This window comes from Malaciobacter sp. (assembly GCF_055140965.1).
On the sequence record NZ_JBSRRO010000016.1, the window covers coordinates 1 to 21,217 of the forward strand.

Genomic DNA, 21,217 nt, shown 5'->3' on the forward strand with positions numbered 1-21,217 from the left:
TTTATATTGTGTTCTTCATAAGCTTTTTTAAAATACTTTAATAGAAAATTTCTATATGTAAAAACTGAAATATCAATATCGAACTCTTTTTTAATCTTAGTAACTTGCTGTTTTAAACTATTATTTGATTTTAGATACATTGTGATTTTATCTTTATTTGTTAATAAAATCCTATCTCTATCTTTTAAAAAATCAATCTCATCTTGGTTTAAAAAATCACATAAATTATAAATTTCTTTTTCCATCTAAAAGCCTTTATTATAAATAAAACTATTTTAAAACAAATTATGATGTTATTTTAACAAATTAAAACAAAAAATAAAATAAATAAAAGGTATTTTAATATGATAATATTTGTTTTTGTTTGATTTTATTTTTTGAAGATTTGATTATTCTTGATTTATTGTTACTGACCAGTTTTTATATTTTGGATTTGTTCTTATGTCATCAATCTCTTTTTGATTTAGGTTTAGGTATTTCATAGCTTTGCCATCCCAAACAATACAAGGATAAGTTTTCTTTTTAAATATTGATTTAATTTTTTCTAACATAATTACTCCTATTTGTAGATTTTATAAATTAGTGACTTTTATATTACTTATATTCTTTATACTATTGATTAATAAAGTATTATTTAAAGTTGTGAGACATTAAAAAAATTAGTGTCAATAAATTTGGTATTAAGATTTGATAAGTTTAGAAAGTATCTTAAGAATTGATTTATTATTTAAAAGTAGATGGTACCTGTGGAGGGACTCGAACCCTCAAGACCTAAGTCATCGGATTTTGAATCCGACGTGTTTACCAGTTTCACCACACAGGCTTGATACATTAAAAAAAGCCTATCCAAGTAAATGGATAGACTTTTAAACGATGCGATAACTATTTGTTAGCTACTGCTTCTTTTAGAGCTTTACCAACTTTAAATTTTGCAACTGTAGTAGCAGGTACTGTTACAGTTCTATCTGTTCCTGGAACTTTTGCTGTTCTTTCAGCTCTATCTGAAGTTGAGAATGTTCCAAAACCAATGAAACTTACTGTATCTCTTTTAACTAAAGTCTCTGTAATAGTATCTAATACTGCGTCAACAGAATTTTTTGCGTCTTTTTTTGATAAACCAGCTTTTGCAGCTACTGCATCGATAAATTCAGCCTTGTTCATAGAAGAACTCCTTGTATAAATTAAAATGTTATCAAACTTTATACTATTTAACCTTTAAAAAAGCTAAAAGTATGCGTATATTGGGCTTTTATAGATAATATTTTAGAAAAATTTAATATTTTACTGGTAAGATGACCTAATACTTAGCAATCTACAACTATTTTCCATGATAGCAATTTTCCTTACAAGTTCATTTATATCTCTATCATATATATACATGCCAACACCTTTTATTATCATTACATTTGTATGAGATTCTTTTAAATATTTTGTAATTTCAAGTGCGTTTCTATCATACCATGAATCATAATTGCCTGGATTAATTATAGGGACTTCACCAAAAGTTGTTTTTCCAAAATAGTCATCAAAAACAATTAAGTCATGATCTAATGTATATGCTGTTGTAAAAATTGGTACTCCAAAAGCAATATATTTTGCTTCATGTATATTATTGTATATTGTTGCATGTATATGCGATTCAATACTTGCAATATTCCATCTATAATCTTGCTTGGTTGTACTTAAATGACAAAATGAATTTTCGCTCATCTCATCAAAAATTGCGTCTGATGTATTTATTATAAATGAGTTGTGATCAACTTTTGCAGATATAGCCCCATGGTATATCCCAAAAAAGTTTTTTCTAAACATTGTTAGGGATAAATTACTTAATAATTTTACTATCTTTGTATTAATCATTTTAAAATGCCTTAAATCAAAATTTAGGTATTATATATAAAATTTAATAAGGACCTTTTTAATATGGATATTCCACATGTTCCCGTCTTGTATCAAGAGACCTTAGAAGCTTTTACTGATATTGAAGATGGATATATAATTGATTGTACAACAGGCTATGCTGGACACAGCTTAGGAATAATTTCTCAAAATGAAAATATAAAATTAATATGCAATGACCAAGATGATGAAGCTTTAGCTTTTTCAAAAAATAGATTAAAAGATTATGAAAATAGAGTTATTTTCAATAAAGGCAACTTTGAACATGTTTTAGACAAGTTTAAAGATTATAATATAAAAGGTATTTTAGCTGATATTGGAGTTTCTTCTTTACAACTTGATAAACTACAAAGGGGCTTTGGTTTTGAAAGTGATACTTTAGATATGAGGATGGATCAAACACAAGATTTAGATGCAAATATTGTTGTAAATAGCTACTCTCAAGTTGAGTTAGAAAATATATTTAAAGAGTATGGGGAAGTAAGAGAGTATAAAAAAGTTGCTTCATTAATAGTAAATAATAGACCTTTTAGTTCTGCAAAAGAGCTTGCAGAGTTTTTATATAAAAATATGCATAAGGGTAAAATACACCCAGCAACACTTCCTTTTCAAGGAATAAGAATAGAAGTTAATGATGAATTAGGAGTTTTAAAAAGATTATTTGAATCAATTGAATTAATAAAACCAAAAAATTGTATCATCGCAATAATCTCTTTTCACTCACTAGAAGATAGAATTGTAAAAAATTATTTTAAAAAATGGACAAAATCTTGTGTATGCCCACCAGAAGCTTTTAGATGTACTTGTGGAAATGATAATGCTTTAGGAAAGATTCTTACTAAAAAACCAATCACCCCAACAAAAGCTGAAATAAAGCAAAATCCAAGAAGCAGAAGTTCAAAATTAAGGATTTTTAGATTTGATTAGGCTTGATGCTAGAAATTCATTAATTATTGCTTTTTCTTTATTAGCTATAGCTTTGTTATTGTATATACCAAAGATTTATCTAACAAATAATATATATTATGTAAGTAAAGATGTAAATAAACTTTATGCACATTATATATCTTTAAAAGAAGAGAATCGATTTCTAGCACAACAACTTGAAGATATGAAGTTTAAAAATCAAATTGTTGATTCTCTTATAATAAAATCACTAGAAGAGAAAAAGTGATACGAAATTTGATAGAGTTTGCATTAAGAAAACCAGTGCTAAATCATATGTTATTGGTTTTTTTGCTTGTCATATCAATTTTTTCATATAATAACATTCCAAAAGAGATTTTTCCTCCCTCATCACTTGATGCAGTTTCTATAACTGGCTCATACAGTGGAGCTAGTTCTGACTTACTTGATAAAATCGCTGTTGAAGATATTGAAGATGAACTTTTAGGTCTTAGTGAAGCAAAAAAAATTACTTCTGTAATTAAAAATGGTTTTTTTACTATAAAAGTTGATTTAAAAGATGGTGAAGATCCAAATTTAGTTGTTGATGATGTAAAAGATATTATTGCACAAGTTAAAACAAATCTTCCAACAGATATGGATGAGCCGACTGTTAAGACTATTGAACATACTTTTCCTTTAATTACAGTCTCTTTATACTCAAAAGATGGTTCAAAAAATAAAAATCAATTATTAGAAATAGCAGATGATGTAAAATCAACGATTATGCAACTAAAAGATTTATCTGAAGTTACAGTATTTAGTAAAACAGATAAAGAGTTACTTATTAGTTTTGATGAAAATAAAATTGAAGCATTGGGCTTAAATAAAGTAGAAGTAATAAATGCTGTACAAAAAATAAGCTCTATTTTCCCAGTTGGAATTATAAAAGATACTTCAAGACACTACTATTTAAGTACTTTCAACGGTCAAAAAGATATTGAAAATATAAAAAATACTATTTTAAAAGTAAGTAATAAAAAATTATACTTAAAAGATATAGCAAATGTTGATTTTCAACTTGCAGATGTAGATGATATTTCTCATTTTAATGCAAAAAGAAATGTTGCAATAGGAATAAATAAAGGTTTTGAGGGTGACTCAATTGAATTAGTAAAAAAAATAAAGCAAATTACTAAAGATTATGAAGAAGTCTATTCTGATATTGAGTTTGATACTTATATTGATACTTCTATTTGGATTAAAAATAGACTTAATACTGTAGTTTCTAATATATTGTTTGGCTTGATTTTGCTTTTTATTGCTTTACTTTTATTTATTAATGTAAGAATTGCAATAGTTATTGCAATTGGTATTCCAACTTCTTTTATGATTGCTTTAATTGGAGCAGATTATTTAGGTTATAGTTTAAATATGCTTTCACTTTTAGGAGCTTTAATTGCCCTTGGAATGCTTGTAGATGAAGCAATTGTTGTTGCAGAAAATATATATAGACATATGGAAATGGGTAAAGATAGATTTACTGCTGCACGAGATGGAGCTTTAGAGATGTTTCCTGCTGTTTTAACTGCAACTGCAACTACGATTTTTGCATTTTTACCTATACTTATTATGAGTGGAGAGACGGGAAAGTTTATGCAAATACTTCCTATTATGATAACAATACTATTATTGTCTTCTTTACTTGAAGCATTTTTCTTTTTACCATTGCATTCTATGCAGATTTTAAAAGTAAGCAATGAAAGTAGAAGGTCACATAAAGTATGGGATTTTAATAAAAAACTCTATTCAAAAGTTTTAGACTTTTTGTTAAAAGGTAAATATCTTACTTTAGTTATTATGATAAGTGTAATATTTTCAATAACATTTATTTTATTTAAAAGCTTAAAATTTCAATTTATGCCATCATTTGATACAACACAAGTATATATAAGTGGTTCAGTAGGTGTAGGAAACAAAATAGAACAAACAGAGAAATCTGTTTTAAAAATAGAGAAGTTATTACTTAATAGTATAGATTTTGATACAGAAGTAAGTTCTATTAGTTCTGTTATTGGAATGAAACTAGATGGGAAAAATCAACCTCAAAATGAAGAGTTTTATTTTCAACTTTTTGTAAACTTAAATGAAAGAGCACCACAAAACTTTTTTGATAAGTATATAAATCCATATTTATCACCAAAATATGATGATTCAAATATGATTAGACAATTAAGCGCACAAGAATTGGAAAAAAAGATTAAAAGTATAATAGATAAAAATATTGATACTTCAAAGTTTGATGAGTTAAAAATCTTTACTCCAAAAGCAGGTATTGTTAAAAATGATATTGAAATAGCAGTATCAGGAGAAAATAAAAAAGTTCATGAAGCAGTTGATAAATTAAAAAAGAAGTTATCTTCAATAAATGGAGTTTCAAATATAGCTGATGATGCACTTTTGGGAAATTTTGAATTAAAATTTAAAGTAAATAGATATGGGCAGCAAATAGGAGTTGATGAAGAGACTATTCTTAATCAATTAAGACCTTTTTATTCAAAAGCAGCATACTCAAAAATGTTTGATAAAAAGGGTATTGTTGAAGTTGTTTTTGAAAGTAAAAATAAAGATTTATTAACAAGTTTAGATAGTTTTGAAATAGTATTAAATGATAGAAAGAGGGTACTTTTAAAAGATGTGGCTACTTTTGTGAAAATACCTGCATATTCACAAATATTTAAAGAGAATAATAAAAGAATTACAAGTGTTACAGCTTCTATTAATGATACTACATCTTCTGATGTATATGAAGAGTTAACGCCTGTTTTAAATAGTTTAAAAGGTGTAGTAAAACTAGATATAAAAGGTGAACAAGAAGAGAATTTAAAGGTTCAAAAAGAGATGGCAGAAGCTGCTTTAATAGCGATTATTCTTATTTTTATAGCTCTTGTTTGGATGTTTGATTCTATGGTTAAACCACTTATAATTATAAGTACAATTCCACTTTCTATTTTAGGTGTATTAGTAGGGCATGTAATAATGGGAATAAACCTTACAATGCCAGGACTTATAGGTATAGTGGGACTTGCAGGAGTTATTGTAAATGATGGTATTATTATGATGGATTTTATTAAAAAAGCAAAAACATTAAAACAAATAAAAGAACAAGCTTTATTAAGATTAAGACCTATTTTACTTACTTCAATTACAACAGTTTTAGGTTTAAGTTCTCTTATTTTCTTTGCTTCAGGACAAGCTTTAATTCTTCAGCCAATGGCTATTGCATTAGGTTTTGGTATTTTATGGGCAACTATTTTAAATTTATATTATGTTCCAATGGTTTATAGATTGATTTATTTAAGAAAGTGTGAAGAGTAGTACAAAAAAAGTTTAACTCTTTTTGTACTACTATTTTAAGATAAGTTCTGAAGTTTTTTTATCTTTCATCTAAAACAATAATACCCTCAATTTTATCTAAAACAGTATTTGTATCATCGTAAGTTTCTAACTCTTTTCCAAACTCTAAACTACTAATTATATTTTTTCCAATAATATTTCTTCCTTTTTTATTTAAAAAAACTCTAGTTTTAACTCCCCAAACATTATGCATGACCAAAGGCTCATCTTTTATATTTCCAATATAAAGCATAATATGTCCTTTTAGATATATTAAACTTTTAAAGGCTTTAGCATTTTTTAAAATAAACTCTTTTTTCTTTTTATTTGTAAAGTTTTTTATTTTGTAGTATTTGCCATTTTTTATTTGTTGTTTTGAGTTTCTATCAAGATATATTCCAAAACTTGAGAAAAAATCTTGAGTAAAGCTTGAACAATCTCTAAACCCCAAAATACCACCCCATCCATACTGCTCTTTTATAAGTTCTTGTGCAATTTTCCTAAGATTTTTATTGTTAAATTTCAAAGGTTTTAAAGAGATATTTTCTTTGTTGATATTAATAGTTTTAATAAATGCTTTTTGATTTGATTTTTTTGCTGCAACAAAGAATTTATCTTTTTCATATGGAAATATTGTTCCTAATTGAATATTTTCTATAAAATGCTTTTTATAGATATTGAACTTATCTTTTACTGCAACTGCATAATTTTTTGTTTTAAATTTTTTTATAAACTCTTCATCAACAAAAGCAATATCTCTAATATCTATCCAACCATAAAAAGAAGATGTTTTTATAAAAGCCCATGCTTTATCTTTTGAGAAGTGAGATACTAATATAGGTGTATTAATTTTAATAGAAGAGTTTTGATTATAATCAAAAGGAAAACCTTCTCCTGCATTATATGGATTATAAAACATCATCTGTTTTGTTGGTAATACTTTGATATTGCTATTTTTAATCGCAATTGCTTTTTGAAGCTTTGATTTAAACTCTTTAAAGTTTGAATTTTCTATTTGTTTATCAAACCATTGTTTTGAAGCTTTTGAAAAATTTTGTAAATAGATATCTTTTTTTTTGTATAAAAAACCCCAAGACGCAGTTTTTTTGCTTATTTTAATAGTGGGATTATTCCATACTTCAAAATATTTATCATAAAATTTTTCATTATATATATTTTGATTTTTAAATTTAAACGATTCATTTTTAAGATAATCTTTTGGATTTTGAGAATAAGTTTTTAAATCTTGAATTTGTATATTTTTATTTGAACAAGCTGTAAAAAATGTGATTATAATAAATAGAAAAAAAGTAGGTTTTAATATTTTACTCATACTGTTACAATCTCCTAAGTAAGTTTAAAAGATTGTAACACAAGCTATGTTTTTAAAAGTTGAATTTTCTTTTTAACTTAAAGAAATAGACTATTGTTTTATATTGAATAAACATAAAAGGTATCATTAATACAAAATAAGCAATTGAGTATTTTGTAACTACATCATTAAAAGTTAATCCAAAGTTTATAAAAAACATTCCAAAAACAAAGAAAGCAACTCCTGGACAAATTAGTGCAAAAGATACGGGTGAACGGTCTTCACTTTCAATATATTTTTCAAAATAACCAATTTGTTTCATTACTTTATAACCTAAAAGACCAAATATAATTTGTAGTGATACAATTACAGATGTTAGTGTAAATAGTGATGATTTAGCAAGTGGTGCATTAAAATGATGGTCTAATCCAAAGCTTATTCTAATCATAGCAATTCCAAGAAGTGTTAAAATTGGTAATATTATCCAAAGTGATGGAGATGCTTCAAGTGAAATTCCTTGTTCGAACATATTTTTAAAACCCATTGTTAATTTTATTATTAACAACAATATTGAAATTGCTGCAAAAAATAGTGAACCAAAAATACCAATTGCATTTATTGTAAGGTTACTACTCATAGCCCCAGGAGCTGCATAACCTACAGATACCATTGCAAAAGCAAAAATAGAAATCATTTGTGATAAGTTATTATTTTTTGTAAAGTCAAAATCTCCTGTTGTGATAATTCTACTAAAATAATCAATAAAGATTTTCAATGCAAAATATCCTGCAACTGTAAAGCCAATTAATGCAAAAGGAAACATATATTCAACAATACTCCATAAGTTTGGTACAAATACAGCTCCTAAAACAAAGCAAACATTAATAGTCATTGCGTATGTTAAAGGTATAGTCATTAAAGAAACTTCACCATTTGATGAAATTAAACTTTTATATTTATCTGTTTTTTTAAACTCTAAAAACTGTTTTGTATTCCAAATTAAAAATTTAAAGTGAAAAAAAGCAAAAACTATGATAAATACCAAAGAAAAAGCTATAACAAAAGATAACCATGAACCTTCCATAAGTTTTGGAAAAATTTGTTCAAAAATAGGCATTGGAGTCTCTTTGTGTGGTACTAAAAACATTAAATACATAAAAAATGATACAGATAATCCGCCTGCTCCAAGTGCACCTAGAAAACACATAGGTGTAAATTTTTCCCTTAAGCTCATATAAGAACTCCTTATAATTTATTTTTATTATATTATTAAAACTAATATTAAAAATCGATAAAATTTAATATTTGTTTTTCTTATAATTGATTTTCATGATTTTACTTATTAAGTATTTTATTGCTAATATTTGATTATGTTTAAAATTTCTATAGATAAAAATTTATTTGAAGATATATTATTAAAAAAAAGTAAAATACTAAAAAAAGATGCATCAAAATATTGGAAAAAAGAGTTAATAGAACCCATAATTAAAGATGATAAGATATCTTATACTATTAAACAAGTTGATAAACTTATATTAACTAATGGCTTAGGTGAAGATAAACCCTCAATAGTAATAGAGTGCAAAAAAGTTGATTATAGTACAAAATCTAATCAGTTTGAATTTGACTTAGGTAAAATCTATGAACAAAAAAATATCGAAATTGAAGAGGATTATAAAGATACTTTAATTGAACAACTACTAAAAGAAAAAGCTATTTTAGAAGAGAGTATAAATAAAGATGCTTTAACAAAAACATATAATATAAAAAAAATGCAAGAAGACTTATCAAAATTTCAAGAACAAGAAAATTCATATTTATTAAATGCAGTTTTAATAAATATTGATAAATTTAAAAATATAAATGAAACTTTTGGATATGAGTATGCAAATAAAGTATTAGAGTACTTAGGTACAAAACTTTTAAATTATGCAACTATTTTAAATGGTGAAGTATATAGATATGATTCAAAAGAGTTCTTAATACTTTGTTTTTGTAAAAAAGAGTTTTTAGTAGAAAATCTTAAATCTTTACAAGCTGAAATAAAATTTCAAAGAGTTTTTCATCCAAATAGACCTATTGATGTAACTGTAAGTATGGGAATTTCATTTTTTGATAACTGTTTAGATAAGAATGAGTTTATTCAAAAAGCAAAAGAGGGTGTTATTTTAGCAAAAAATAAAGGAAGAGATAGAATTGAGTTCATAAGATAATAGCAAAAGCTACTATCTTACAAAAAGAATTATTTTATGATATGATTAGCTAACGCTTCAATATCAGCATCACTTAAAGAAGCTACTTGACCTTTCATTAGACCTTTCATTGGTCCTCCATAAGATCCATCTTTGTAACCTTTCATTGCTGCAATAAAATCTGCTTTAGACATATCTTTAATTATCTTACTTTTACCTAAAGCTACTTTTTCACCATTTGCTCCATGGCAAGTTGCACACTTTTTATATAGTGCTGCTCCATCAGAAGCAAATAATGCACATGCGAAAAGCGAAGTTGCAATCAAAATCTTTTTCATTTTTACAATCCTTTTTTGTTTTATTAGGTATTTTATATAAACTATTCTTTTAAAGCTTTGATTTATATCAAAAATTAAACCAAATTTAAGAAAACAAGCGTACTTTATACTCATTTAAATATTATTTATAATATTTTGTTTTAATATCTCTTTATTTATCTTATTTTTATCACTTGGAACTAATGGCAATGATTTGTTATAAATAATTTTACTAGGTATCATATATGATGCTAAATGATTTTTTAATTCAAATAAGATTTCATTTACAGGAATTTCACTTTTACTTGAGTAAACCAATACAATCTCTTCTTCAATCTCTTGATTTTGTATAGAAAAAACTGCACACTGCTCAATTTGAGGGATATTTTTTGATACAACTGATTCTATTTCATAAGGACTTACTCTAAAACCTCTTGTTTTTATCATATCATCTCGTCTTGAGACAAAATATAAATATCCTTCCTCATCTTTATATACATAATCACCACTTGCAACAACAATCTCATCACAAAGTTGTCCCTCAAGGTTGATTACATTTTTTAAGATATCAATAGATTTAAATCTCTCTTTTGTTTCAACAGGAGCATTCCAATATCCTTTATAAATATATCCACCTCTATGTATAAGCTCTCCTATCTCCCTTGGTTTACACTCATATCCTTCTTCATTTATAACATATAGCTCAACATCTGGAATTGCTTTTCCTATTGAGTCTGGTCTAATCCAAATTTGTGATGGTTTTAAATAAGTTGATCTAAAAGCTTCTGTTAATCCATGCATTGAATAAAATTTTGCATCTGGAAAGTACTTATCTAAATCTTTTAACATTTTAGCAGTTACATTTCCTCCTGATGAAGTTATAACTCTAATATTTGATAGTAATTCTGCGCTTGGAAGTTTGTATTCATCTTCATCAAACATTTGCGTTATATTTATTGGCATTAAAGGTAGTACTGTAACTTTATCTTTTATGATGTGATTGAAAAAATCACCCGCTAAAATAAATCTATGTAGTGCTAGAGTAGCTCTTTTATATAAAGAACAAAAGATTTGATTTAATCCATAATCAAGATTAAAAATAAGAGTTCCAGAGATTACATCCTCTTCTTTTAATTTTAGATATTGAGATACGACTCTTGCTGAGTCTATTAGGTTTCTGTGAGAAATTACTATACCTTTTGGTTTTCCAGTAAGTCCAAAAGAGTAAGTAATTACTGCATTATCATGTCCATTTACATCACAAGTATAAGGTTTATTGTAATATTTATAAATCTCTTCAAATGAAGCTAAATTGTGCTCAGTTCTTTCATAAGAGATGATTTGTCCATTAAAGTTACTCTCTTGAATCTTTTCAATTTTTACTTTATCTGTAATAATACATTTTATATCACAATCATCTATTATATATTCAACTTGTTCAGGTTGAAGAAGTCTAGTTAGTGGTACTAGAATATAATCAGTTGAAAGAATTGCAAGTATTGCTATTACTTGATCAATTGATTTTGTTGAATAAATACCAATTCTACTATCTTTTGGTAGGTCAAGCTCTTTTAGATAAAATGCTACTTGATTTACTCTTTTAAATAACTCTTCGTAAGTTATTTTTTTATCATTATATACTAATGCAATTTTGTCCTTATGAGAAGTATTTGCATCTTCTAAAAGTGTTCTTATACAATTTATAGACATTTTATCTCCTTATTTTTGTGTTATTGCTAAAGTCCAAATTTCATAATTGCTATCTAATACAATATTTGGCTTTATTTGTGAATTTAAGATTTTTTTATAAAAAAATCCTACAATATCTTCAACTTCCTCATTCTTTAAAACTTTTGTAATACCACCTGTTAGTACGATTGATTTTAGTAGGTTTAGTTTTAGATGAACATATTGAGGATGGGCTTCTGAAACTTTATATAAAACTAAAAATATTGCTAATTTCATTAATACTTTTATAGCTTTATCACTTTGTTCTTCAAAAATATTTTCTGTAACATTCATATTGGCTAATAATTCATAAACAAACTCATTGTTTTTTGCTGCAAATATTAAAGACTCTTTTGATTTAAAAACACCTAATTTTTTAAATACTAATCTGTCATATTCGTTATTTTTTATCATATTGTCATTTACTAAAGTAGTACTATAATGAATATCTGTTGTCGCACCTCCAATATCAACTAAAATAAAAGGATCTGCAACTTTTAACATATTATTTATAAGTGGCAAAGTTTTATTTACAATATATGGAGTTGGATAGATTTGATTTGATGTAATATCATATAAATGTTTGATATCCTCTTTTCCCATAATATCAGCTTGATAAAGATTTGTTAAATACTCTTTTAATTCATCTTCATTTACTTGAAGTTTATTATTGATAATATTTGGCAAAACAACCAAGTTTTCAATTCTTTTAGATAATTTTTCACTGTCATTTTTATTTCCTACATAGACAATATTAGAGTAGTTTATCTGTTCTAAATAGTTAAATAACTCTTCATCAAAAAGCTTGCTAACACTATCAATACCACCTGCTATTATAACTACATCAATTAAATCACTAGGAATTGAAGTTGTTTTTATATCTTGATATAAAACTGTATCTATTATATTAATACCAGAATTAAATGCAATATTTGTAGCAAACTTCAATGAAAATGAATTACTTGTACCAATAATAAGTGTACTTAAACCACCATTTGCAGAAGAACAAATATATATATCCTCTTTTTTATATTTTTCTAAAATATCATTGCACTTGTACTTTAAATCATCAAATATATCTTTGTTGAAATCTCTAAAGTGTTGTTGTAAGTTTTCATTATCACTAACTTTAAAATAGGTACTTCCTATATCTATTAATAACTTGTTTTTCATTGCATAATCCCTATATCATGTATAATATCGTTTACTATTGATGTAGCATCTTTATCTAAATTACATTTTGATTTTTCATATTCAAAACACTTATCACTAATAGGAAGATTACCTCTTTTTATAATTCTTATGTTTTTATCTTTATCTCTTACTGTTACTACTTCGTTGTTATTTATAATATGAGGAGAGAATGGTACATCTATTGTTCCATTTTTTATTGAGTTAAAAACTTTTCTCCATAAAGTATCAGCACTATCATTGAAAACAGCTTCCATTATACTTTTTACTTCTTGTGTTAAAATCTCTTCTTCTTGTTCATTTATAATATTTGGTAAACCTTGCAGTATTCTAAGTGTATATTGTGTATTTGCAACAGTTTTTGCATTTGCTTCTTTTGTAGGAATACCAAAAGCTTCATCCCTTGTTTTTGTGATGATTTTATCTGCTTTTACTAAAGCTGCAATTACAGTTGATGTATTTATAAGTGATTCTGAATAATCTTTATTTGATGGAAATGCTCCCATCCATTGATGATATACAAGGTTGATTTGTGCATCTTCACAATCAATTTTTTTTGCATAATATTTAGCCATTTTTTTCAAAACAGCACTTGTTACAATATCTTGATTTACTGAGCCTGTTTGAGAAAAAGATACTGAAAATGATTTAACACCTTCTTCTAAAGATAATAACATCTCTAAAAGTTGAATAACAATAGTAATACATGGTGGAACTAAAGTTGCTGTTAAAGGACCAAATGATTCTCTATTTATTGGTTCATTTAGTTTTGAATAGTTTGCACATACTCTTTCTACATATTTCCAATATAAAAAAGCTTTATCTAAAGGAAAGTTCTTTGAATAAGGTAAAAGGTAAGTAATTGGACCACCCTCAATCTCAAAAATTCCTGAAGCAATAGCTGTCTCAATTAACAACCTTGCATCTGGTGTTCCATGTCTTAAACTAACTGGTTTATCAAAATGAGTAATCATTTTTCTTGTAGTTCTATATCCATGATTTACAAGGGGATAGCCATTTAGCATATCAACTTCATTCTCTTCACTTAATCTTAACATTTTTTTTGCCATTGCATAGTCATTAAGTCTTGTATTTGAATCAATTGTTAAAGGTAAAACATCAACATTTGCTTTAACAAAAAATTCATTTAATGCAAACTGTTTTTCATAAGTTGGAAAACCACCTCTTGGCTGTACTAGCATTTTGTTTTTATTTTTAAAGTTGTGGGAAATAAATAGATTTTTGCTAGCATTTTTTACAAACTCTTCAATCTCTTGAAAATCAAAGCTGTCTGCATACTCATTTTGAACTATTATTTCTCTCTCTTCTTGCAGTAAACTCATCTATTTGCCTTAATATATTTTTCTAATTCATCTAAACCTGTATTTAAATCAACTTGGTGAAAAACTAAATCAAATCCATAATCCTTAAATTTTGGCACAATCTCTTGTGTTGTTTTCTCTCCCACTGCTAAGTTTCCACCTAGCATAAAAACAACATCTTTTAATTGCTTATATTTAGATTTTAGAATATTTAGTTCTCTACACCAACCCTCAGCTTCACCATTTAGTGATGAGATTAGTAATATATTAGCATCTGTTTCTATAACTGCATCTATAAACTCTTCAAGATAAGTATTAACTCCCAAATTAAATACTTCAAAACCTCTTGCTTGTAGTGATATTTCAATAAGTCTGTTTGCTACTACATGAATATCATTGCCTACTACTCCTGTTACTACTTTCATATATAAACCTATTCTTTTTTTTCATGTGTAATTATTATTATAAGAAAATATATTAGCTTATTTTTGGTAAATTTAAGATAAGTAAAATATAATGAATATATTAAGTTATTTAAGGAGTTTTTTTTATGTATTTATTTGGTTTTGGTTCTTTAATAAATATCAAAAGTGCACAAAAATCGTTTAAAAGAGTTTTAAAACAAGAAGATTTAATACCTGTAACTGCTAAAGGTGTAAAGAAAGTTTGGAACTCAATAGAGTTTATTGATTTTGAAGATAAAGCAAATGTAAATGGGATTTTTTTAAATCTTGAAATAGATGAAAGTTCAAGTGCAAATGGGGTTGTTGTAAAAGTAAGTGATGAAGAGTTTGAGTTATTAAAATTAAGAGAGAAAAACTACTCTAGTGTTATTATAAAAAAGCAGGATATTATAGGCTGCAATTTAGATGATGATGTTATTGCTTTTATGACTACAAATGAGAGTAAAATAGCAAAGCAAGGAGATAAAAACTGTTATATTCCCTCAAGATATTTGGATTTATTAACACAAAGTTTTAAGTTTTATGATGATGCTTTTGTAGAAAAATATAAAGAAGAAACATTAAAAGATTTCCCTTTTGAATTAAAAGAGGGTAGTTATAAATTTTCTGATCCATTACAAAATAAATTAGCAAAAGAAGGTGTGAATGAATCAAACTAATTGTGATATTATTACTTCACAACTTTGTAAAACAAATAGAAAAACAAAAAATGATGATATTGTTTTAAAGCAAGATAATATAATAGATATTACATATATTCATAGTGATACTTTAGAGTCATTTGAATCAAGTATTTACTCTATATGTGGAAACTCTTCAAGTTTTTATAGCTTAAGAAAAAAAATATCCTCATATGTTTTTTCTATAATTTCTGTATTTGTAATTATGTTTGCACTTATTTCTGCATCTATATATGAAGATATTTTTAAAAAGATAATTTTTGAATTTCCTTTTCAATGGCAGCTTAATGATACAGTAGCAATACTTTTTGTTAGTTTCTTTTTTATTGGTTTAGTTATGATGCCATCAATTTTAGATGGTGAAAGTTCTCAATTTAGAAATCTTCTTCAATCATGGTTTAATAAAGAGACAAGAAGACTCAAAAAATTAAATATTGCTCTTAATTCTCTTGATAAAAAAACACAAATAAATCTTTATAATTTTGATTTAGTTGATGAAGAACATTGGCTTTGGAGAGTTATTGTAGTAGCTATTTTAAAAAGATTTAATAATGTAAACTTTTATATAAGAAATGATCAAAGTAAAAATATGTATAAAAGATTGAAAAGTTTTAATATTTTAAATATTGAAATAAAAAAAGATTTTAAAGATTTCAAAAAATGCAATATTGATACGCTTTTATCAGCTAAAGAACAAAAACTTTACTCTTTATTGCAACTAAGCTCTTCTTTGATTATTGAAAAAAACGACAATAATTTTATCTCATTAGAGATGTTTGAGTATTGTGGAAGAAACTTTTTAGAAGATACAAAAGAAAAATCAACACAACTAATTTCTGGATTTCAAAACTTTATAAATAGAGCTTTTGATGACTTTTTCTTTTTAAAACAAGAAAAATCAATGCAAATTTATTTAACACAAAATGCAAAGATAAAAAAACTAGAAGATGAACAAAGAAGATTGTCTTATCATTTAAGAAATCATATAGAAGAGTGTGTTGAGATTTTTGATAATCCAATATCACTTTTGATTTTATACTATTATGTAAAAGATATAGTTTTAGATGAAAGACGATATTTAATTGTTTTAGAAAAGTTTATTGATGCTGTATTTAAAAAGCAACACTATGAGCTTATAGACATATATTGGTTTAAAATAGCTAATAAAATGTTTGATTCATCAAAATTAGATGACTTTGAACTTACAAATGACTCTTTATATAGAAAACTTTCAATTGAATCTTTAGATAAGTTGATTTTTCTTTTTGAAAGAAATGGGCATTTTAATCAAGCATTACTTTTAGCAAATTATTTATATGAAATAAATCCAAATAGATACTCTGTTAGTATTTGTTCTTTATATGAAAGAATGGGGCAGTTTGATAAAGCATATGATAGTTTACCTAAAACGCTAGAGATAAAAAAATCAAGCAAACCTTTAGATACACAAGTTAGATTTTTTCAAAGAAAAGCTTGGATTATTGTAAGTCAAAGAAAAGAGCAGAAAAAACAAGAAGGTTTAGACTTGATATTTAAACTAAAAGAGTTGCTGTTCTCACACAATGAAGATAATGAACCTTTATGGTTATGGCATTTTTATAATATCAAAGCAAATTATGCAGAGTGGGATTGTGATTATGAAAAAGCAGTGAGTTATTATAAAAAATGCTTATCAATCCCAGCACTTGGTGCTTTTGAATATGGTGCGACTTTTTTAAATATGTCAATTGCTTATAGATTTATCTATCTTAATAGACAAAATAAAGATGAAGATTTAATCGCAAAATGTATTAATCTTGGTTCAATTGGAGTAGCTTTAAAAGATTCAGTTGGAGATAGAGATGAAATGCCAGTTGTTTTACACAACCAAGCATTAAATATATTAAATAAAATCCAATTATCAAAAGAAGAACTAAATACAATTGTAACTATGACAGATACAGGAATTGAAACATTAAATAGAACAAACTCTATTAAAAGATTAGGAATGTTGTTAATTGAAAACTATTTAGCTAAGAGTTTATTATTGCTTCCTTGTGAAGAAATAGAGCAATTACTTAAAGAACACTGGCAAAATATGGATAACAATGAGCATGAACAGATATTAAACATATACAAACTATTTAAAAATAATCATAATATTACAAATTTAAAATTTTTAGATAATTTAAGTTAATAAAGGCGAATAATGAAATATAAAACAGGCACTATAAATTTACAAGAGGGTACAGTTGAAGAAAAACGAGAAGAGATTAAAAGGTATTTTCTTCAAGCTTATGAATTAGATGAAAAGCTGTTTGACCTACTAAAAGATAAAAAATCAATCTATGAACAACCAAATAGATTAAGACATCCTTTGATTTTTTATTATGGACATACTTCAACATTTTTTATAAATAAACTAATGGTTAGTAAAATTATAAATAAAAGAGTAAACAAATATTTTGAATCAATATTTGCAATTGGTGTTGATGAAATGAGTTGGGATGATTTAAATAGTAAAAACTATTCTTGGCCAGCTTTTGAAGAAGTTAAAGCATATAGAGATGAAGTAAAAAAAATTGTTTTAGAGTTGATTGATACTATTGAGTTTACAATGCCAATAAATTGGGATAGTCCAATGTGGATTATTTTGATGGGAATTGAGCATGAAAATATTCATATTGAAACATCTTCTGTGCTTTTAAGGGAATTAGATATATCTTTTTTTACAAATGAGGAACCATTCTTATATTGTAAAGAGTATAAAGATGATTATTTAGAGAATGAACTTCTTAATGTAAGTGCAGGAGAAGTAGTTTTACAAAAAGATAGAAAAAATCCTATTTATTATGGATGGGATAATGAATTTTCTTATCATAAGGCAAATATTAAAGAGTTTAAAGCAAGTAAATATTTAGTATCAAATGGTGAGTTTTTAGAGTTTGTAAAAGATGGTGGATATTCAAAATTAAAATACTTTTCAGAAGATGGTTTAAGATGGTTAGATTTTACTCAAACAAAAATGCCAGTATTTTGGATAAAAAAAGATGAAAAATACTTTTTAAGACAAATAAATAATATTGTTCCTCTTCCTTTAAATTATCCTGTGGATATAAATATATATGAAGCAGAAGCTTTTTGTAAATATAAAAGTGAAAAATTAGGTTTTGAAGTTAGACTTCCAACTGAAGATGAGTATTATAGATTGTATGATTATGTAAATGCAGGAGATAAAAAAGCAAATATTGGTTTAAGATATTTTAATCAAACACCAGTTGATAAATATAAGTTTGATGATTTTTATGATGTTGTAGGAAATGTTTGGCAATGGAGTATAACGCCTACTTATCCCTTTGATGATTTTCAAACTCATCCTATCTATGACGATTTTACAACACCAACTTTTGATGATAGACATGCACTTATGAAAGGTGGTTCTTTTATCTCTTTAGGAAATGAAACACTTAAAAGTGCAAGATATGCTTTTAGAAAGCACTTTTTTCAACATGCAGGTTTTAGATATGTTAAATCAGATAATGAGTGTAGAACAAAGTTAAATGATAATGTTTATGAAACAGATGAATTGATCTCTCAATATTGTGAGTTTCATTATGGAGAAGAGTTTTTCAGTGTAAAAAACTTTGCAAAAGCATCAGTTGATATTTTAAAACCATATTTAAATAGTATTAAAACAAAAAAAGCTTTAGATTTAGGATGTTCTGTTGGAAGAAGTAGCTTTGAATTAGCAAAAGTATTTGATGAAGTACTTGGAATTGATTTTAGTGCTAATTTTATTAATGTTGGGGTTAAACTTAAAAAGTATGATAATTTAACATTTAAACTAAAATCTGAGGGTGAAATATTTGAAGATAAAACTATTTCATTAAAAGATTTAGGTTTAGGAGATATTAAAGATAAAGTTGAATTTATGCAAGGTGATGCTTGTAATTTAAAAACTTTATATACAGGTTACGATTTGATATTTTGTTCAAACTTAATAGATAGACTATACTATCCACAAAAATTTTTAGATGATATACCAAATAGGGTAAATGAGGGTGGATTACTTGTTCTTTTATCTCCATATACTTGGCTTGAAGATTACACTCCAAAAGCAAACTGGCTTGGAGGATATTATAAAGATAATAAACAGATTAAAACTATTGATACTTTAAAGAAAAATCTTGAAGATAAATATGAACTACTTGAATTAATTGATGTTCCTTTTGTCATAAAAGAGACATCAAGAAAATATCAGCATACAGTTTCACAAATGAGTATTTGGAAGAGAAAATAAAAAGTAGCTTATGCTACTTTTTATAATTATATAAACTTTTTAAACTCATTTTAATACTAAAATAATAAAATATACATTCTACAAAGGTTAAATGCTACAATGACAAAAAAAAGAAAACTTAAAGTAATATTTATAAGTGGTTTTTTTATATTATTAACTTTAATGTATAACTTTAGTCATAAATATTTTATTGATAACTATGAAGCAATCGAAACAATCCATAATAAAAAAAGTGTTGAAAACTTAATAAAAAACTTAAATATGCAGTTGGATTTTATAAATACAACTACAAAAATATATAGTAAATGGGATGATGCATATAATTTTTTAGCCAATAAAAATCCTAAGTTTGCTTATAAAAATTTTAGAAATAGCAATATTCTTGATAATTTACCAATTGATTTTATATTTTATACTGATTTAAAAAATAACATAAAATTAAAATTTTCTATTGCAAATCATAATGATAAATTTTACAAAAAAGTAGTAAAGTTATTAAATGCTGATAAAGAAACTCAATCGGTTTTTTTAGAAAAAAACAATATTTACTATGTATTAAAATCTAAAGTATTACAAACTGATAATAGAGGTAAAAAAATAGGATATATGTATGCTGGTAAACTATTTGATGAGAATCTTTTTAGTTATATAAATTCAAGTTTTTATAAAATAGATTTAGTACAAAAAGAACTTTATGATTATGATAGTGCAATTGCTTATAATAGCTTGAATAATATACGATATAAAGTTGAAAAAACAAAAACAAAAATAATAAACTACTTAGAAATAAGAGATGATAAAAATAGATATATAGTTACTATTAAAGCCATGAGTGATAGAGATTATATGATGCAAGGAAGAAATACAATATTACTGTTTAATATTATAATTGCAATTATTTCATTGGTTATTTTTTATTTTTCATATAGATATCAAATTATATTAGAAAGTAATACTCAAAAGCTTGAGTATAGTGTAGCAAAAAGAACAAATGAACTTGAAAAATCAAATAAAGAGTTACATGATTTAGCTTATAAAGATTATTTAACAAAACTTGACAATAGAAGAAGTTTCTTTTCAAAAGTTCAAAGATTACTTAAAGATACAGTTTTTAGAAAAGATTTAGTTCATATAGTAATGATAGATATTGATAACTTTAAACAAATAAATGATACTTATAGTCATGAAGTAGGAGATGCTGTACTTAAAAAATTTGCTCAAATACTTAAAAACAATATTTCAAATAAAGATATTTGTGCAAGACTTGGTGGAGAAGAGTTTGTCATAGCTTTTCATAATCTAAAAACCAAAGAGGTATTAGAAAAAGTTGAAAATATAAGAAAAGAGACAGAAAAAACAGCAATAATTGTAAATAAAGATAAAACATTTAATTTTACAGCAAGTTTTGGTATAAGTGATAATAGAAAAACTAACAACATAGATAAAATACTTCATATTGCTGATTCATATCTTTATGAGGTAAAAACAACAGGAAAGAATAATATAAGATATAGATAATAAATAATATTATTTTTTATTTTTTGCTGATATA

Annotated in this window: 19 protein-coding genes and 1 tRNA gene; 8 read left to right on the forward strand and 12 right to left on the reverse strand. The window is 25.5% G+C overall.

The features are described 5' to 3' along the window. The 5 genes from ACTCCZ_RS06220 to ACTCCZ_RS06240 form a co-directional block, all read right to left on the reverse strand. The coding region (locus tag ACTCCZ_RS06220; RefSeq protein WP_463187202.1) for a hypothetical protein at window positions 1-245 on the reverse strand (245 nt) is incomplete at its 3' end. Between the two features lie 144 nt (window positions 246-389). Then, complete coding sequence (locus ACTCCZ_RS06225) at window positions 390-551, reverse strand: hypothetical protein (protein WP_159445737.1); 162 nt, start codon at window positions 549-551, stop codon at window positions 390-392. Window positions 552-738: 187 nt separating this feature from the next. Next, a tRNA-Leu gene (locus tag ACTCCZ_RS06230) sits at window positions 739-823 on the reverse strand. A 59-nt stretch (window positions 824-882) separates the two neighbouring features. Further along, on the reverse strand, window positions 883-1,161 hold the full coding sequence (locus ACTCCZ_RS06235) for an HU family DNA-binding protein (RefSeq protein WP_079578515.1): 279 nt from the start codon (window positions 1,159-1,161) through the stop codon (window positions 883-885). Window positions 1,162-1,281: 120 nt separating this feature from the next. Continuing rightward, window positions 1,282-1,860, reverse strand: coding sequence for a class II aldolase and adducin N-terminal domain-containing protein (locus tag ACTCCZ_RS06240; protein ID WP_079578513.1), 579 nt, complete (start codon window positions 1,858-1,860; stop codon window positions 1,282-1,284). 63 nt (window positions 1,861-1,923) lie between these two features. On the opposite strand from ACTCCZ_RS06240, the gene rsmH reads away from it, so the two are divergent. Genes rsmH through ACTCCZ_RS06255 form a run of 3 tightly spaced genes read left to right on the forward strand, consistent with a single transcriptional unit; the run spans window position 1,924 to window position 6,162 of the window. After that, window positions 1,924-2,826 carry a 16S rRNA (cytosine(1402)-N(4))-methyltransferase RsmH gene (gene rsmH / locus ACTCCZ_RS06245; protein ID WP_079578511.1) on the forward strand — a complete coding sequence of 301 codons (903 nt, stop codon included), beginning with the start codon at window positions 1,924-1,926 and terminating at the stop codon, window positions 2,824-2,826. Beyond that, window positions 2,819-3,073: a hypothetical protein gene (locus ACTCCZ_RS06250; RefSeq protein ID WP_079578509.1), complete on the forward strand. Its 255-nt coding sequence runs from the start codon at window positions 2,819-2,821 to the stop codon at window positions 3,071-3,073. Before rsmH ends, ACTCCZ_RS06250 begins: the two co-directional genes overlap by 8 nt. Next, window positions 3,070-6,162, forward strand: coding sequence for an efflux RND transporter permease subunit (locus ACTCCZ_RS06255; RefSeq protein ID WP_463187203.1), 3,093 nt, complete (start codon window positions 3,070-3,072; stop codon window positions 6,160-6,162). Before ACTCCZ_RS06250 ends, ACTCCZ_RS06255 begins: the two co-directional genes overlap by 4 nt. 58 nt (window positions 6,163-6,220) lie before the next feature. Here the strand turns inward: ACTCCZ_RS06255 and ACTCCZ_RS06260 are convergent, their stop codons facing one another. Together ACTCCZ_RS06260 and ACTCCZ_RS06265 are read right to left on the reverse strand one after the other, a co-directional pair. After that, window positions 6,221-7,513: an SH3 domain-containing C40 family peptidase gene (locus ACTCCZ_RS06260; RefSeq protein ID WP_079578505.1), complete on the reverse strand. Its 1,293-nt coding sequence runs from the start codon at window positions 7,511-7,513 to the stop codon at window positions 6,221-6,223. A gap of 52 nt (window positions 7,514-7,565) precedes the next feature. After that, window positions 7,566-8,726 carry a TsoY family (seleno)protein gene (locus ACTCCZ_RS06265; RefSeq protein ID WP_079578503.1) on the reverse strand — a complete coding sequence of 387 codons (1,161 nt, stop codon included), beginning with the start codon at window positions 8,724-8,726 and terminating at the stop codon, window positions 7,566-7,568. Window positions 8,727-8,862: 136 nt separating this feature from the next. Between ACTCCZ_RS06265 and ACTCCZ_RS06270 the strand changes: the two genes are divergently transcribed. Beyond that, a complete protein-coding gene (locus ACTCCZ_RS06270) occupies window positions 8,863-9,705 on the forward strand; it encodes a GGDEF domain-containing protein (RefSeq protein ID WP_079578501.1) in 843 nt (280 codons plus the stop codon). 29 nt (window positions 9,706-9,734) lie between these two features. Here ACTCCZ_RS06270 and ACTCCZ_RS06275 read toward each other — a convergent pair whose 3' ends face one another. The 5 genes from ACTCCZ_RS06275 to glmS form a co-directional block, all read right to left on the reverse strand. Further along, the gene (locus ACTCCZ_RS06275; protein WP_079578522.1) at window positions 9,735-10,022 is read right to left on the reverse strand and encodes a c-type cytochrome; all 288 of its coding nucleotides are present in this window, start codon (window positions 10,020-10,022) and stop codon (window positions 9,735-9,737) included. A 114-nt stretch (window positions 10,023-10,136) separates the two neighbouring features. After that, on the reverse strand, window positions 10,137-11,711 hold the full coding sequence (locus ACTCCZ_RS06280; protein ID WP_079578499.1) for an AMP-binding protein: 1,575 nt from the start codon (window positions 11,709-11,711) through the stop codon (window positions 10,137-10,139). A 9-nt stretch (window positions 11,712-11,720) separates the two neighbouring features. Continuing rightward, the gene (locus ACTCCZ_RS06285) at window positions 11,721-12,902 is read right to left on the reverse strand and encodes a glutamate mutase L (protein WP_079578497.1); all 1,182 of its coding nucleotides are present in this window, start codon (window positions 12,900-12,902) and stop codon (window positions 11,721-11,723) included. Next, window positions 12,899-14,263 (reverse strand): methylaspartate mutase, encoded by a 1,365-nt coding sequence (locus tag ACTCCZ_RS06290; RefSeq protein ID WP_079578495.1) that lies wholly within the window; start codon window positions 14,261-14,263, stop codon window positions 12,899-12,901. Before ACTCCZ_RS06290 ends, ACTCCZ_RS06285 begins: the two co-directional genes overlap by 4 nt. After that, the gene (glmS, locus tag ACTCCZ_RS06295; RefSeq protein WP_079578493.1) at window positions 14,260-14,667 is read right to left on the reverse strand and encodes a methylaspartate mutase subunit S; all 408 of its coding nucleotides are present in this window, start codon (window positions 14,665-14,667) and stop codon (window positions 14,260-14,262) included. The genes ACTCCZ_RS06290 and glmS overlap by 4 nt, the downstream gene beginning before the upstream one ends. Window positions 14,668-14,792: 125 nt before the next feature. Between glmS and ACTCCZ_RS06300 the strand changes: the two genes are divergently transcribed. The 4 genes from ACTCCZ_RS06300 to ACTCCZ_RS06315 all read left to right on the forward strand — a co-directional run bounded on the left by ACTCCZ_RS06300 (window position 14,793) and on the right by ACTCCZ_RS06315 (window position 21,183). Further along, entirely contained in the window at window positions 14,793-15,365 is a 573-nt protein-coding gene (locus ACTCCZ_RS06300; protein ID WP_079578491.1) for a gamma-glutamylcyclotransferase, read from the forward strand. After that, a complete protein-coding gene (locus ACTCCZ_RS06305) occupies window positions 15,352-17,562 on the forward strand; it encodes a tetratricopeptide repeat protein (protein ID WP_079578489.1) in 2,211 nt (736 codons plus the stop codon). The genes ACTCCZ_RS06300 and ACTCCZ_RS06305 overlap by 14 nt, the downstream gene beginning before the upstream one ends. 12 nt (window positions 17,563-17,574) lie before the next feature. Then, entirely contained in the window at window positions 17,575-19,665 is a 2,091-nt protein-coding gene (gene ovoA, locus ACTCCZ_RS06310; protein WP_079578487.1) for a 5-histidylcysteine sulfoxide synthase, read from the forward strand. Window positions 19,666-19,764: 99 nt separating this feature from the next. Next, on the forward strand, window positions 19,765-21,183 hold the full coding sequence (locus ACTCCZ_RS06315) for a sensor domain-containing diguanylate cyclase (protein WP_079578485.1): 1,419 nt from the start codon (window positions 19,765-19,767) through the stop codon (window positions 21,181-21,183). The last annotated feature ends 34 nt before the right edge of the window (window positions 21,184-21,217 follow it).

Coding starts and splice junctions, on each gene's coding strand:
- ACTCCZ_RS06225 (WP_159445737.1), bottom strand. CDS start 551: ATGTTAGAAAAAATTAAATCAATATTTAAAAAGAAAACTTATCCTTGT.
- ACTCCZ_RS06235 (WP_079578515.1), bottom strand. CDS start 1,161: ATGAACAAGGCTGAATTTATCGATGCAGTAGCTGCAAAAGCTGGTTTA.
- ACTCCZ_RS06240 (WP_079578513.1), bottom strand. CDS start 1,860: ATGATTAATACAAAGATAGTAAAATTATTAAGTAATTTATCCCTAACA.
- rsmH (WP_079578511.1), top strand. CDS start 1,924: ATGGATATTCCACATGTTCCCGTCTTGTATCAAGAGACCTTAGAAGCT.
- ACTCCZ_RS06260 (WP_079578505.1), bottom strand. CDS start 7,513: ATGAGTAAAATATTAAAACCTACTTTTTTTCTATTTATTATAATCACA.
- ACTCCZ_RS06265 (WP_079578503.1), bottom strand. CDS start 8,726: ATGAGCTTAAGGGAAAAATTTACACCTATGTGTTTTCTAGGTGCACTT.
- ACTCCZ_RS06270 (WP_079578501.1), top strand. CDS start 8,863: ATGTTTAAAATTTCTATAGATAAAAATTTATTTGAAGATATATTATTA.
- ACTCCZ_RS06275 (WP_079578522.1), bottom strand. CDS start 10,022: ATGAAAAAGATTTTGATTGCAACTTCGCTTTTCGCATGTGCATTATTT.
- ACTCCZ_RS06280 (WP_079578499.1), bottom strand. CDS start 11,711: ATGTCTATAAATTGTATAAGAACACTTTTAGAAGATGCAAATACTTCT.
- ACTCCZ_RS06285 (WP_079578497.1), bottom strand. CDS start 12,902: ATGAAAAACAAGTTATTAATAGATATAGGAAGTACCTATTTTAAAGTT.
- ACTCCZ_RS06290 (WP_079578495.1), bottom strand. CDS start 14,263: ATGAGTTTACTGCAAGAAGAGAGAGAAATAATAGTTCAAAATGAGTAT.
- glmS (WP_079578493.1), bottom strand. CDS start 14,667: ATGAAAGTAGTAACAGGAGTAGTAGGCAATGATATTCATGTAGTAGCA.
- ACTCCZ_RS06300 (WP_079578491.1), top strand. CDS start 14,793: ATGTATTTATTTGGTTTTGGTTCTTTAATAAATATCAAAAGTGCACAA.
- ACTCCZ_RS06305 (WP_079578489.1), top strand. CDS start 15,352: ATGAATCAAACTAATTGTGATATTATTACTTCACAACTTTGTAAAACA.
- ovoA (WP_079578487.1), top strand. CDS start 17,575: ATGAAATATAAAACAGGCACTATAAATTTACAAGAGGGTACAGTTGAA.
- ACTCCZ_RS06315 (WP_079578485.1), top strand. CDS start 19,765: ATGACAAAAAAAAGAAAACTTAAAGTAATATTTATAAGTGGTTTTTTT.